The organism is Mycolicibacterium insubricum (assembly GCF_010731615.1).
GTDB classification, from domain to species: Bacteria; Actinomycetota; Actinomycetes; order Mycobacteriales; family Mycobacteriaceae; genus Mycobacterium; species Mycobacterium insubricum.
The window spans coordinates 1122147-1135523 of record NZ_AP022618.1 but is presented as its reverse complement, the minus strand read 5'-3'; the positions used below and the strand labels follow the sequence as shown (position 1 = coordinate 1135523).

General features: G+C 69.8%; 9 protein-coding genes. 7 read left to right on the top strand and 2 right to left on the bottom strand.

Annotated elements, in window-relative coordinates; all coding sequences use genetic code 11:
- Positions 1 to 262 precede the first annotated feature (262 nt).
- Together G6N16_RS05205 and G6N16_RS05200 are read left to right on the top strand one after the other, a co-directional pair.
- Entirely contained in the window at positions 263 to 3766 is a 3504-nt protein-coding gene (locus tag G6N16_RS05205) for a beta strand repeat-containing protein (RefSeq protein ID WP_083031627.1), read from the top strand.
- 367 nt (positions 3767 to 4133) lie between these two features.
- Entirely contained in the window at positions 4134 to 5837 is a 1704-nt protein-coding gene (locus G6N16_RS05200) for a DEAD/DEAH box helicase (protein WP_083031629.1), read from the top strand.
- On the opposite strand, the gene G6N16_RS05195 is transcribed toward G6N16_RS05200, so the two are convergent.
- Together G6N16_RS05195 and G6N16_RS05190 are read right to left on the bottom strand one after the other, a co-directional pair.
- A complete protein-coding gene (locus G6N16_RS05195; RefSeq protein ID WP_083031635.1) occupies positions 5838 to 6686 on the bottom strand; it encodes an adenylate/guanylate cyclase domain-containing protein in 849 nt (282 codons plus the stop codon).
- Positions 6687 to 6696: 10 nt separating this feature from the next.
- The gene (locus tag G6N16_RS05190; RefSeq protein WP_083031630.1) at positions 6697 to 7503 is read right to left on the bottom strand and encodes an HAD-IIA family hydrolase; all 807 of its coding nucleotides are present in this window, start codon (positions 7501 to 7503) and stop codon (positions 6697 to 6699) included.
- 61 nt (positions 7504 to 7564) lie between these two features.
- On the opposite strand from G6N16_RS05190, the gene G6N16_RS05185 reads away from it, so the two are divergent.
- From G6N16_RS05185 to G6N16_RS05165, 5 genes are all read left to right on the top strand, one after another.
- Positions 7565 to 8476, top strand: a complete 912-nt coding sequence (locus G6N16_RS05185; protein ID WP_083031637.1) for an SDR family NAD(P)-dependent oxidoreductase — start codon at positions 7565 to 7567, stop codon at positions 8474 to 8476.
- Positions 8477 to 8522: 46 nt separating this feature from the next.
- The gene (locus G6N16_RS05180; protein ID WP_163787780.1) at positions 8523 to 9221 is read left to right on the top strand and encodes a phosphatidylserine decarboxylase; all 699 of its coding nucleotides are present in this window, start codon (positions 8523 to 8525) and stop codon (positions 9219 to 9221) included.
- Positions 9218 to 10129, top strand: coding sequence for a CDP-alcohol phosphatidyltransferase family protein (locus G6N16_RS05175; RefSeq protein WP_234806048.1), 912 nt, complete (start codon positions 9218 to 9220; stop codon positions 10127 to 10129). The genes G6N16_RS05180 and G6N16_RS05175 overlap by 4 nt, the downstream gene beginning before the upstream one ends.
- Positions 10126 to 12273: an AAA family ATPase gene (locus tag G6N16_RS05170; RefSeq protein ID WP_163787779.1), complete on the top strand. Its 2148-nt coding sequence runs from the start codon at positions 10126 to 10128 to the stop codon at positions 12271 to 12273. Before G6N16_RS05175 ends, G6N16_RS05170 begins: the two co-directional genes overlap by 4 nt.
- 218 nt (positions 12274 to 12491) lie before the next feature.
- A complete protein-coding gene (locus tag G6N16_RS05165; RefSeq protein ID WP_163787778.1) occupies positions 12492 to 13370 on the top strand; it encodes a mycofactocin-coupled SDR family oxidoreductase in 879 nt (292 codons plus the stop codon).
- Positions 13371 to 13377: the final 7 nt, after the last annotated feature.

The following is a 13377-nucleotide window of genomic DNA, read 5'->3' as shown; positions in this document are numbered from 1 at the left end:
CCAAGGCTTCGATTGATGACGCGAGCGCCGAGGCTGGCAGCGTTTGACGGCGACAGCCCAGGCAAGCCGAATCTGCATATCAAGCCCTCTATCTCAACGAATTGACGTATTCATCGATCAGCGGGTGGAAATTTCGGGCGGCCAATGCCTATGAGGACAGGCTTTCCTGAGGTACCGTTCAGCTGGCTATAAGAATTAGCTGAGGAGCGGCCCGCCGACGCGGGCGCAATCGGCGGCAACGTCACTGACCTTGGGGGGTCTCATGGCTGGATACGGTCGTTTCATCGGTCGGGTCGGCGGGCTCGCCGTGGCCCTAGGCATCGGCGTCGCGGTCGCCGAAGGATGCCCGGTCGCCATGGCCTCCGGCGGGAACGACGGCACGGGCTCACACACGCCGGACAAACCCGGCGGCCAGGAGCACAGCACACCCGCTCACCGCATCGGCACCGCAGCCGGACGGCAGCGTCACGCCGCGGCCACACCGGATGACCCCTCACCCGGCACCGGACACACCACCGCCACGACTGGTGGTACCGACTCGGAGCGCACCGAAACCACCGACACCAATACCGCGCAGGAGACCAACCGCGGCCCCGACGACACCACACCGAGGGTCCGCAAGCACCTCGGCCTCGACGCCCCGCAGCATGTGCTTTCGCGCCTGACCCGCACCCGCGGGCTCACCGAACCGAAACCCATCACCGACGAGTCGACCCGCGAACCGCAAACCGTCGTCGATCCTCAACCGGATCCTGCAGCCGCGACGTTCGCCGCAGTCGAGGTCGCCCCACAGTCCCAGCACCGCAGCGCCTTCCGGCTGCCGAGTACCGCCCCGGACGTTCTGGCCGCTGCTCCGCTGCATCGCCTGCAGAACCTGGCCGCTTCCCGACTGGACCCGACTGCCCACTCCGAAGAACGCTCCAGCGCCCTGCCCGACCTCACCGCGTTCACCGTCAACGAATCCGCGGTCAACGAGATCGACGCGGGCCTCAACAGCACGCCCATCGGCATCACCCCGGCCCCGTCGTTCGCCTCCTACAGCGCCCCGGCCACGACCTCCTCGTCGCTGACCACCCCGACGACGACGGTGAGCTCCAACCCGATCGAGCGGGTGCTGTCCCTCGTCGGCCTGGGCTCCCTGTTCAACAACAACAGCAATGGCGTCGCACCCGATAACCCCCTGCTCAACGGCGTGCTGGAGTGGGTCCGCCGCACCTTCGACAACGGATCCCCCACCGACACACCACAATCGGTCAACCTCAGCCTGAACCAGGGGCAGGCCGCCACCCCGTTCACGCTCACCGGTGCCACCGACCGCGACGGAGACACCGTCACCTACCAGCCCGGCACTTACACCTCATCGAGCAGCAACGCCACCCTGGTCGTCGACACCAGCGGCAATGCCACCTACACACCGGCCACCTCATGGAACGGCACCGCACCAGCAAGCGACACATTCGCCGTCACCACCAGCGACGAAAGCTCCGGCTGGCACATCCACGGCATCGGCGGACTCCTCAACGCCGTCACCTTCGGCCTGATCGGCGACTCCGGCCACACCAGCACCCAAACCGTCACCGTGAATGCGGAGCGTCCTTCCTACTTGGTAGACGGGTACCCCAACCCGGCGACCGGGGCCATCATGGGCCACGTGACCGTCGCCAACCCCAACGGAACCGTGACCTATGAATTGACGACCCCGCCCAAGCCGAGCGTGGGCGCCGTGGAACTCGAGAAGTCCACCGGCATCTGGACGTTCACCCCCACGCCCCGCACCGCTCTGCTGGCCTCCCAGGTGCCCCAGACGACCGACTTCACCATCACCGCCAGCGACGGAACAACTGTCACCGTTCACGAAAACATCACCGGCATCGCGACGGCGCCACTACCACTGCCCGATGGGGTCCAGCCAAGCCAGACCTACATCGATGCGAGGTCTGGCAACGCCTACGTGCTGAGCACCAAGGACGGCAATACCTACATCACGACGGTCCGTCCCAACGGCACCAGCAGCACCGGTCAGACACCGCTGACCGGAACGCCAAATGGGTCACCCGTCGTCGTCGGCAACGCCACCTATGTGATCACCAACTCCTTCGGCAACACATACGTCTCAGTCCTCGACACCAACGGCAACACCACCACGCAACCCGCCATCACCGGCAACCCCGTCGGGAATCTGCTCGTCGTGGGCAGCACCACCTACCTGCTGACCACCGACTCGGGTAACGGCACTGCCGGTTCGAGTAAGACCTACGTCACGGTTCTCGGCCAGGACAGCCAGGTCACCACGCACAACGGCCCAGACGGCAAGGTGGTCGGCGACCCCATTCGGGTCGGCGACAAGGTCTATCTGACCTCTGAGAGCAACGGCACCGCCGTAGGTCCGACCGGTGTGACAGTCCTCGATGCCAACGGCAACGTCACCAGCAAACCGGCGGTCACCGGTACCCGCGCCGGTGCCCCCATCGTCGTCGGCAACACCACCTACCTGTTGACCCGAACCGGCAGCGGCACCACCTACGTGACCGCGCTCGATGCCAACGGCAACGCCACCCCGACGTCCACGCTCACCGGCGAGAACCTCACCGTGGTCAGTGGCACGCACACAAGCTACCTGGTCGCCCGCACCACCGACGGGCAGACGACCCACGTGATGGTCCTCGACGCCAACGGTCACGCCACCTCATTCACCGACCTGTCCGGCGACCGAACAGGCAACCCCAAGGTCGTGGGCGACACCCTCTACCTGAGCAGTCAGACCGACACCGGCGATATGACCCATGTGACGGCGCTCCACCCGGACGGCAGCACCACCCCCGTCTCGGACCTCCAGGGCGACCGATTCGGCGACCCCGTCGTCGTCGGCAACACCACCTACCTGACCACCGAGATCTACAACGTAACCGACTACACCACCCGGACACACGTCGTGGCCGTCGGCGCCAACGGCGCCGTGACCGACGTCGGTGACATCAGCGGCTACAGAACTGGTAGCCCCGTCGTCGTCGGCGACACCACGTACCTGACGACCTACGACGGCACCACCAGTAAGACCAATCTGACGGCCATCGGACCGAGCGGCATCGCCAGCAAACCCTTCACCGGCACTCCGTACGGCGCTCCTGTAGTCGTCGGCGAAAAGACATACCTGCTCAGCAAAAACGGAACCGGAACGTACATTACGGCCCTCGACGGAAACGGTAACGTCACGCAGCTCCCCGGCGAACGGCCCGGCAATCCGTCCGTCATGGGCACCGGCAACACCCGCTACGTACTCACCGACGACAGTGGCACCACGACCGTCACCATCCTGCGCGCCGACGGCACCCCCACGACCTACCGCGACATTCCGGGCAGCCCCCTCGCTGCCGCCCCCATCGTCGTCGGCGAAACCACCTATGTGACCACCCTGGGCCACAACAATGCCTCCAGCTCCGAGCAGACCAGGGTGACCGCTCTGCACGCCGACGGCACCGCCACCACGGTCGGCAAGGCACTCCCCGGCCGCCCGTCCGGTGCCCCCGTCATCACCAGCGACGGAACCACCTATCTGATCACCACAACCGGCGACGCCCTATACCAGTACCAGACCTACGCGCTGGCGCTCGATCCCACCGGCACGGCCACCCCCGTCAACAACGCCTACGGCTTCCTAGGCAAACCAACTGCCAATCCCGTCGTCGTCGTCGACGGCACCACCTACTTGGTGACCGACCGGGGAGTCTGGGCGATCGGGGTGGCGGAGCCGAGCACCAGCATGTAGCTCCTCCCGCCGTCGATCAGCGCCACCCCATGCCAGCGCCGAGGATTCAGCCGTCCGCGCGCAGGATGGTGAAGCTGTTGAAACCCGGGCCCAAGAGGGCAACCACGCGAACGCCAACGAAGTTCGCACTCGGCTCAACGTCGCCCCTGCATCCGCAGGCGGCCAGACCGAGTGGCCAACCACTGCACGAACGCTCCACCATGTACGCCTGCACGGACCCAGTCCTCGGGAAACGCGACACCACTGGCCGCTCGTGCAGTAGGTGGACGCTCGCCACGCCCGAGTCCCCCCAGGACACGCCGCGGGGAAATGCGTCCGCGGATTCCGTTGCACTAGGCTGCAATCCGTTGTCGGAAGGAGTCTCGGGGTGCCGGCTGATCTAGCGCCCAGCACCCAGAGCTTGCGGGGCTGGCAGCGGCGAGCGTTGGTCAAGTACCTGGCCGCCAAGCCCCGCGATTTCCTGGCCGTGGCCACCCCCGGCGCCGGCAAAACCACCTTCGCCCTGCGGATCGCCGCCGAGCTGCTGGCCGAACGGGCCGTCGAGCAGGTCACCGTCGTCGTCCCCACCGAGCACCTCAAGGTGCAGTGGGCCAACGCCGCCGCGCGGATGGGCATCGCCATCGACCCGCGGTTCTCCAACTCCGACTCCCAGACGTCGTCGGACTACCACGGCGTGGCCGTCACCTACGCCCAGGTCGCCAGCCACCCGACGCGGCACCGGGTGCGCACCGAGAACCGCAAGACGCTGGTCATCTTCGACGAGATCCACCACGGCGGCGACGCCAAGACCTGGGGCGAGGCCATCCGGGAAGCCTTCGACGACGCCACCCGGCGCCTCGCGCTCACCGGCACCCCGTTCCGCAGCGACGACAGCCCCATCCCGTTCGTCACCTACGAACCGGACTCCGCCGGGTTCCAGCGCTCCAAGGCCGACCACGTCTACGGCTACTCCGACGCCCTGGCCGACGGCGTCGTGCGGCCGGTGGTCTTCCTGGCGTACTCCGGTGAGGCCCGCTGGCGCGACAGCGCGGGCGAAGAGTACTCCGCACGCCTGGGCGAACCGCTGAGCGCCGAGCACACCGCCCGCGCATGGCGCACCGCGCTGGATCCGACCGGCGAATGGATGCCCGCCGTGATCGCCGCCGCCCACCGGCGGCTGACCCAGAAGCGCGAGCACGTCCCCGACGCCGCCGGCATGATCCTGGCCTCGGACCAGACCTCCGCCCGCGCCTACGCCGACCTGCTGCGCAAAATCACCGGCGAGACGCCGACCGTCGTGCTCTCCGACGACCCCACCGCCTCGGACCGGATCAGCGCGTTCTCCGAGTCGACGTCGACCTGGCTGGTGGCTGTGCGGATGGTCTCCGAGGGCGTCGACGTGCCCCGACTCGCCGTCGGCGTGTACGCCACCAGCGCGTCGACCCCGCTGTTCTTCGCCCAGGCCATCGGCCGGTTCGTCCGCTCCCGGCGCCCCGGCGAGACCGCCAGCATCTTCCTGCCCTCGGTGCCCAACCTGCTGCAACTGGCCAGCGAGCTGGAGGAACAGCGCAACCACGTCCTAGGCAAACCGCACCGCGAATCCACCGGCGACGAGGATCCGCTCGACGCCGAACTGGCCGAACAGCGCAAGGACGAAAAAGGCGAGCAGGACAACGGTTTCGAGTCCCTGGGCGCCGACGCCGAGCTGGATCAGGTGATCTTCGACGGGTCGTCGTTCGGCACCGCCACCCCGGCCGGCTCCGACGAGGAGGCCGACTACCTGGGCATCCCGGGCCTGCTCGACGCCGGGCAGATGCGCGACCTGCTGTCTCGCCGCCAGGACGAGCAACTGCAGAAACGCACCGCCTCCGGCGACCTGCCGAAGCTGGCCTCCACCCACGGCCAACTGCGCGATCTGCGCCGCGAACTCAACGCCCTGGTGTCGGCAACCCACCACAAGTCCGGCAAGCCGCACGGCTGGATCCACAACGAGCTGCGCCGGCGCTGCGGCGGTCCGCCGGTCGCCGCCGCCAACCGCGACCAGCTGCGGGCCCGCATCGACGCGGTTCGGGTGCTCAACCGCGAGCTGTAGTCATTCGGCGGCCTCGAGCGCCCGGGGCATCAATACCGGGAACAGCTCCTGCTCACCGCTGATGCCCTTGAGCGTGACGGCCCGCGGGGCGCCGAAACGGAACTCTGGGTCGCCGGCGACGGCGTTGTGCACGTCGGCGCTGACCAGGATCTCGCCGCCGCGGGCCTGGGCGGCGACCCGGGCGGCCATCGCGACGTTGCGGCCGAACAGGTCGTCGCCGCGGCGCACCGACCGGCCGTGGTGGATGCCCATCCGCACCCGGATCGGGTGCTCGCCGGAGGCCAGCACCCGGTCACTGCCCAGGTCGGCCTGAATCTCCTCGGCGCACTCCAGCGCCTCGCGCGGATCACCGAAGGCCATCATGAAGCCGTCGCCCTGGCTTTTGACGATGTGCCCGCCGTGGTCGTCGACGCACCGGCCGACCAGTTTGTTGTGCCGCTCCAGGATCTTGACCCACTCCCGGTCACCGAGGGCCTCGTTGAGCTGCGTGGATCCCTCGATGTCGGAGAACGCGATGGTCACGTCGCCGTCGGCGGTGAGCCGGGCCAGGTCGGGCCGCTCCACCTGGGCCCAGCCGGCCAGGTCCTCGATGGAGTTGCGGACGGTCGACACGATGCCCTTGTTCAGCAGCGAATCGGCCGTCTGCCAGACGGTGCGGACGGCCAGCGGCGCGACGCCGAGTTTGCGGCGCCGCTTGCCCTGCCTCTCGCGCAGGTCGGCCAGGTCCCGACGGGTCGAGGTGAGCTGGCCGCGGGAAACGCTCAGCAGCACGGTCAAAGTGATGATCGCGGCCACCGCCGCGACGGCCAGTACCCCCGCCGCGATCAGCCAGCCCACCGGGACGTCCATGCGCTGCACCTTATGCGCCGAGCAACTCCGGTAGGTCGGCAACCGAGTCGATGACGTGGTTGGGGGCCATCGCGAACTGGTCGGCGGTCCACCGGTCCAGGGTCTGCTGACGGAACTTGCCGGTGCGCACCAGCACCCCGGTCATCCCGACGACCTGGGCGGCCAGCACGTCGGTGTGCAGATCATCGCCGACGGCGACCATCTCGTCGGGCTCGACGCCGAGTCGCGCTGCCGCGGCCAGGAAGCCCTCCGGCGCCGGTTTGCCGACCGCGGTGGCCCGGTAGCCCGACGCCTGCTCCAGCCCGGACAGGTACAGGCCGGTGTCGATGCGCAGCCCGTCGGCGGTCGTCCACGCGGTGCTTCGGTGCATGGCCAGCACCGGGACTCCCTGGCTCATCCAGTCGTACACCCGACTCAGCGTCCGGTGGTCGTACTCGGGACCGGCGCCGCCGAGCACGATCACGTCCGGACGCTCGGAATCTGCGGCGTCGGCGGCGGAGACGACGTCGATCCCGGCCAGGTCGCCGGCGATATCCCCGCTGTTGACCAGGAAGCACCGGGCACCCGGGTAGCGGTCGCGGATGTGGTCGGCGGTCAGCGCGGCGGCGGTGAACACCTCGTCGTCACGCACCGGCAGCCCGGCCTCGGTGAGCCGCTGCGCGATCCGGGTGCGGGTGCCGGTGGTGGTGTTGGTCAGAAACACCCGCGGAATCCCGCGGTCGGCCACCGCGGCGAGCGCCGCCGCGGCGCCGACAATCGGACGCCACGACGTCACCAGGACGCCGTCGATGTCGAACAGCACGCCACCGATCGCCATCTACCGACAGTAAGCCGCCGTGCGCGTCCCGCAACTCGACGGCAGCCGTATGTTGGGTGCCATGCGCAAATGGACCGAGGCCGATGTACCCCAGGAGACCGGACGCCTGGCGGTGGTCACCGGCGCCAACACCGGACTGGGCTATGAAACCGCACGGGTGCTGGCCTGTCGCGGTGCCGCGGTGGTGCTCGCCGTCCGAGACACCGGCAAGGGCGCGTCCGCCGCCGATGCGATCCGGGAACTGGCACCGGGCGCCGACGTGTCCGTGCAGCGCCTGGACCTGGGTTCGCTGGAGTCGGTGCGCACCGCGGCCGCCGAACTCAACGCCGCCCATCCCCGCATCGACCTGCTGATCAACAACGCCGGGGTGATGTACCCGTCGCCGCGCCAAACCACCGCCGACGGCTTCGAGCAGCAGTTCGGCACCAACCACCTCGGCCATTTCGCACTGACCGGGCTGCTGCTGGAGAACCTGCTGGCGGTGCCGGGCTCCCGGGTGGTGACCGTCGCCAGCATGGCTCACCGGATCCGCGCCAAGATCCACTTCGACGACCTGCAGTTCGAGCGCAACTACGACCGGGTCGCGGCCTACGGCCAGTCGAAGCTGGCCAACCTGCTGTTCACCTATGAACTGGCCCGACGGCTGGCCGGCACCAACACCATCGCCGTGGCCGCCCACCCCGGGTTCTCCGACACCGAGCTGATGCGGCATCTGCCCGCGCTGATCAAGCCCGGGTGGCGCCTCGTCGCGCCGCTGGTGGCGCAGAACGCCGAGCGCGGTGCGCTGCCGACACTGCGGGCAGCCACCGACCCGGCGGTCGAAAACGGCCAGTACTACGGCCCCGGCGGGCCCGGCGAACTGCAGGGCCACCCCAAGCGAGTCAATTCCTCGGCCCAGTCCCACGACCGCGCCGCCGGGCAGCGGCTGTGGGAGGTCTCGGAGGAACTGACCGGGGTGACCTACCCGGTCTGACGGGCACGCGGGCCCACCGGCGCGGTGGCTTCTCTACACTGACGCGGTGGCCAGACGCCCCCGCACCGCCGAAGCAGCCCATCTGGCGGACCTAATCCGTAGCCAGATTCCCCCGATGCACCGCGCCGGGTGGCCGTTCGTCGGCGCCGGGCTCGCGGTGGCCGCGCTCGGCTACAAGCACCGCTGGGTCCGCACCACCGGCCTGGTCGCCGCGGCCGCCAACGCGGCGTTCTTCCGCAACCCCACCCGGGTCCCGCCGGCCCGACCCGGTGCCGTGGTCGCGCCGGCCGACGGCGAGATCTGCCTAATCGAGATGGCACCGCCGCCGGTGGAACTCGGCCTGTCCGACGAGCCGCGGCTGCGGGTGTCGATCTTCCTGTCGATCCTGGACGCCCACGTGCAGCGCGCCCCGATCGGCGGCCAGGTGGTCGCCGCCGTCCACCAGCCCGGCAGGTTCCTTTCGGCGGATCTGCCCGAGGCCTCCGAGGCCAATGAGCGCAACAGCATCGTCATCCACACCCCTGACGGCGCGGAGGTGATCGCCGTGCAGATCGCCGGCCTGGTCGCCCGGCGGATCGTGTGCGACGTGGCCGCCGGAGACCACGTCGGGCTCGGCGACACCTACGGGCTGATCCGGTTCGGCTCCCGGCTGGACACCTACCTGCCCGCCGGTACGCAGCTGCAGGTCGCCCTCGGGCAGCGGGCCGTCGGCGGCGAAACCATCCTGGCGGAGATCCGCCCGTGAAGCCGCGGCTCAAACCCCAGGACGGCCTGCGGATCCTGCCGTCGGCGATGACGGTCGCGGCGATCTGCTTCGGGCTCTCGGCGGTGAAGCTGTGCGTCGACGCGATCAACCGCGACCAGGCGTTCCAGGAGAGCCGCTACACGGTGGCGATGGCCTTCCTCGCGGTCGCCGCGATCCTGGACGCGCTCGACGGCCGGGCCGCCCGGATGCTGAACGCCACCTCGAAGATGGGCGAGGAGATCGACTCGCTGGCCGACGCGGTGAACTTCGGCGTCGCACCGGCGTTCATCGTCTACCTGGCGATCTTCAACGGCACCGGCCTGGCGCAGGTCGGCTGGGTGGTCGCGCTGCTGTACGCGGTGTGCATCGTGCTGCGGCTGGCCCGGTTCAACGCCCGGCTGCACGGCGACAAACCCGCCTACGAACAGCAGTTCTTCACCGGCATGCCCGCCCCGGCCGGCGCGATCGGCGCGATCGGCCCGCTGGCCGCCAAGCTGCAGTTCCCCGGCGACTGGTGGACCAGCCCGACCGCGCAGTGGGTGGTGGCCGGCTGGATGATCGGCGTCTCGCTGCTGGTGGTCAGCGCCATCCCGATGCGCAAGATCCACACCTTCGCCGTGCCCCGGCAGATGGCGGTGCCGCTGTTGGCGCTGCTGGCGCTGTTCATCGCGGCGGCCATCCAGTACGGCTACCTGGTCATCCTGTTGATCATCGCGGCCTACGTCATCCACATCCCGTTCGCCGTGCGGTCCCGGGCCTGGCTGGCCGATCACCCCGAGGTGTGGGACGACAAACCCAAGCAGCAGCGCCAGGCGAGGCGGGCCATCCGCCGCGCCCAGCACCCCAACCGCCGGGTGGTGCGCAGGTCGGCCGGGCGCCTCGGATTGCGACGACCGGGCGGCCAGTGACCGGGCTCAGCCTGACCGCGCGGCTGAACACCGCGGCGCTGGACTCCCGTCGCGGCGTGATCCGGCTGCATCCGGAGGCCATCGCCGCCCTCGGCATCCGCGAGTGGGACGCCGTCTCGCTGACCGGGGGACGCACGACGGCCGCCGTCGTCGGCGTCGCGCCCGCCGGTGTCCCGGCCGGCACCGCGTTGCTCGACGACGTGACACTGTCCAACGCCGGGCTGCGCGAGGACGCGACCGTCGTCGTGGCACCCGTGACGGTGTACGGGGCACGGTCGGTGACGGTCACCGGTTCGAAGGTGGCCCAGGTGTCCTCGGGCGCGCTGCGCCAGGCACTGCTGGGCAAGGTATTGACCGTCGGCGACGCCGTGTCGCTGCTGCCGCGCGACCTGGGATCGGGCACCTCGGCGGCGAGTGCGGCGCTGGCGGCCGCGGTCGGGATCACCTGGACCTCGGAGCTGCTGACAGTGGCGGCGGTGGACCCCGCCGGGCCGGTCAGCGTCCAGCCGAACACCGCGGTGAACTGGGGAACCGCGGCCGCACCCGGCTCGGCACCCGCGCCGGCGGCACCCATTCCCGCGCACCCGCACCGCACGGTCAGCTTCGACGACCTCAAGGGCTGCCACATCCCGGCCGCCAAGCTGACCGAATGGCTCAAGCTGTCCCTCGACCAGCCGGAACTGCTGACCAGCCTGGGCGCGGGCAGCAACCTCGGTGTGCTGGTCGTGGGCCCGGCCGGGGTCGGCAAGACCACCCTGGTGCGTACCGTCTGCGCGGGGCGGCGCCTCGTCGAGCTCGACGGTCCGGAGGTCGGTGCGCTGGCACCCGAGGCGCGGCTGGCGGCGGTCCGCGACGCGGCGTCCTCGGTGCGCTCAGGCGGCGGGGTGCTGCTGATCGCCGACGTCGAGGCCCTGCTGCCCAGCCCCGGGGAACCGGTGTCGAATCTGATCCTGGCCGAGCTGCGGGATCTGGTGGCAACCCCGGGAGCGGCGTTCGTGGCGACCTCGGCGCTGCCGGACACCCTCGATCCGCGGCTGCGGGCCCCGGATCTGTGCGACCGCAATCTCGGGGTGAGCCTGCCCGATGCCACCACCCGCCGCCAGCTGCTCGAGGTCATGCTGCGCGGGGTGCCGTGCGACGAGCTGGACCTCACGGCGATCGCCGAGCGGACCCCGGGTTTCGTCGCCGCCGATATCGCGGCGCTGATCCGGGAGGCCGCGCTGCGCGCCGCCGCCCGGGCCAGCAGCGACGGCGGTGTGCCGCGACTGTGCCAGGACGATCTGACCGGCGCGCTGACGGTCATCCGGCCGCTGTCGCGCTCGGCGACCGAGGAGGTCGCCGTCGGCTCGGTGACCCTCGACGACGTCGGCGACATGGTGGCGACCAAGCAGGCGCTGACCGAGGCGGTGCTGTGGCCGCTGCAGCACCCGGACACCTTCGCCCGGCTCGGCGTCGACCCACCTCGCGGCGTGCTGCTCTACGGGCCCCCGGGCTGCGGAAAGACGTTTGTGGTCCGGGCGTTGGCGTCGTCGGGTCGGCTGAGTGTGCACGCCGTCAAGGGTGCCGAGCTGATGGACAAGTGGGTCGGCGCCAGCGAGAAGGCGGTCCGCGAGCTGTTCCGGCGGGCCCGGGATTCCGCGCCCTCGCTGGTGTTCCTCGACGAGTTGGACGCACTGGCGCCGCGGCGCGGGCAGTCGACGGATTCCGGGGTGACCGACCGGGTGGTGGCCGCGCTGCTGACCGAGCTCGACGGCATCGACCCGCTGCGCGACGTGGTGGTGCTCGGTGCCACCAACCGACCCGATCTGATCGATCCGGCGTTGCTGCGGCCGGGCCGGCTGGAGAAGCTGGTGTTCGTCGAGCCGCCGGATACCGACGCCCGGCGCGACATCCTGCGGTCGGCGGCCCGCTCGGTGCCGCTGGCGCCCGACGTGGACCTCGACGCGCTGGCGGCGGACCTGGACGGGTACAGCGCGGCGGACTGCGTGGCCCTGCTGCGCGAGGCCGCGCTGACGGCGATGCGTCGTTCGATCGACGCCGCGGACGTGACGGCCGCCGACGTCGCCGCGGCCCGGGAGAAGGTGCGCCCGTCGCTGGACCCCGCGCAGGTGGAATCCCTGCGGGAGTTCTCCGCGGGCCGCTGACCGGGATGCCAGAACGAATATTTGGTTGGCCTGCCAGGAGATTCGAACCGTCACAGCCAAACAGCGAGTAGGCAGCCGCACTCCCGGGTGCGCTCCCGTGGTCCAGAACCTAATATTTGTCCCGCACTATTGATTTCCCGATGCCCCTCCCCTAGTTTCGGATTAACCGCCCGGTATCAACCCGCGGGTTCATCTTCAGCGACGAGTGGAGTAGGCATATGACGGGACGGCTCGAGGGCAAGGTCGCATTCATCACCGGCGCCGCACGCGGACAGGGCCGCGCACACGCCATCGCGATGGCCCGCGAGGGCGCGGACATCATCGCCGTCGACATCTGCCGCAACATCGAGTCCAACCCCTATCCGCTGGCCACGCCCGACGACCTGGCCGAAACCGAGCGCTCGGTCAAGGAACTGGGTCGCCGCGTACTGGCCCGCGTCGTCGACGTCCGGGAGCGCAACGAACTGCGCGACGCCGTCGAGGCCGGGATCGCCGACCTGGGCCGGATCGACATCGTGGTGGCCAACGCCGGCATCCTGCCGATGGCGATGGGCAACCCGGACCCGATGCAGTTCGTCGACGCCTCCGACGTCGACCTGCTCGGCGTGATGAACACCGTCGCGGTCACCATCCCGCACCTGCCCGACGGCGCCTCGATCATCGTCACCGGTTCGACGGCCGGGATGATCCGCGGCACCACCGACAACCCGAACATGGGACCCGGCGGCGCCGGCTACGGCTGGAGCAAGCGCATCGTGATGGAGTACGTCGACGAGATGTGTCTGCACCTGGCGCCCCGGATGATCCGGATCAACGCCATCCATCCGACCAACTGCAACACCGCCCTATTGCAGAACGACGGGATGTACTCGATGTTCCGGCCGGACCTCACCCAGGCCGGCAAGAAGGCCAACCGCGAGGACGCCGAGCCGCTGTTCACCCTGTTCCAGGCGATGCCGATTCCCTACGTCGAGCCCGAGGACATGGCCAACCTCGGTGTGTTCCTGGCCAGCGACGACGCCCGCTACATCACCGGGCAGCACATCCGGGTCGATGCGGGCTCGCTGCTGAAGTGGCCCAACGGCCCGGGGCGGTAGCCCGCCG

Excerpts from the sequence above, each read along its gene's own strand:
- G6N16_RS05190 (WP_083031630.1), bottom strand. The coding sequence starts at position 7,503 with ATGGCGATCGGTGGCGTGCTGTTCGACATCGACGGCGTCCTGGTGACG.
- G6N16_RS05185 (WP_083031637.1), top strand. The coding sequence starts at position 7,565 with ATGCGCAAATGGACCGAGGCCGATGTACCCCAGGAGACCGGACGCCTG.
- G6N16_RS05205 (WP_083031627.1), top strand. The coding sequence starts at position 263 with ATGGCTGGATACGGTCGTTTCATCGGTCGGGTCGGCGGGCTCGCCGTG.
- G6N16_RS05195 (WP_083031635.1), bottom strand. The coding sequence starts at position 6,686 with ATGGACGTCCCGGTGGGCTGGCTGATCGCGGCGGGGGTACTGGCCGTC.
- G6N16_RS05165 (WP_163787778.1), top strand. The coding sequence starts at position 12,492 with ATGACGGGACGGCTCGAGGGCAAGGTCGCATTCATCACCGGCGCCGCA.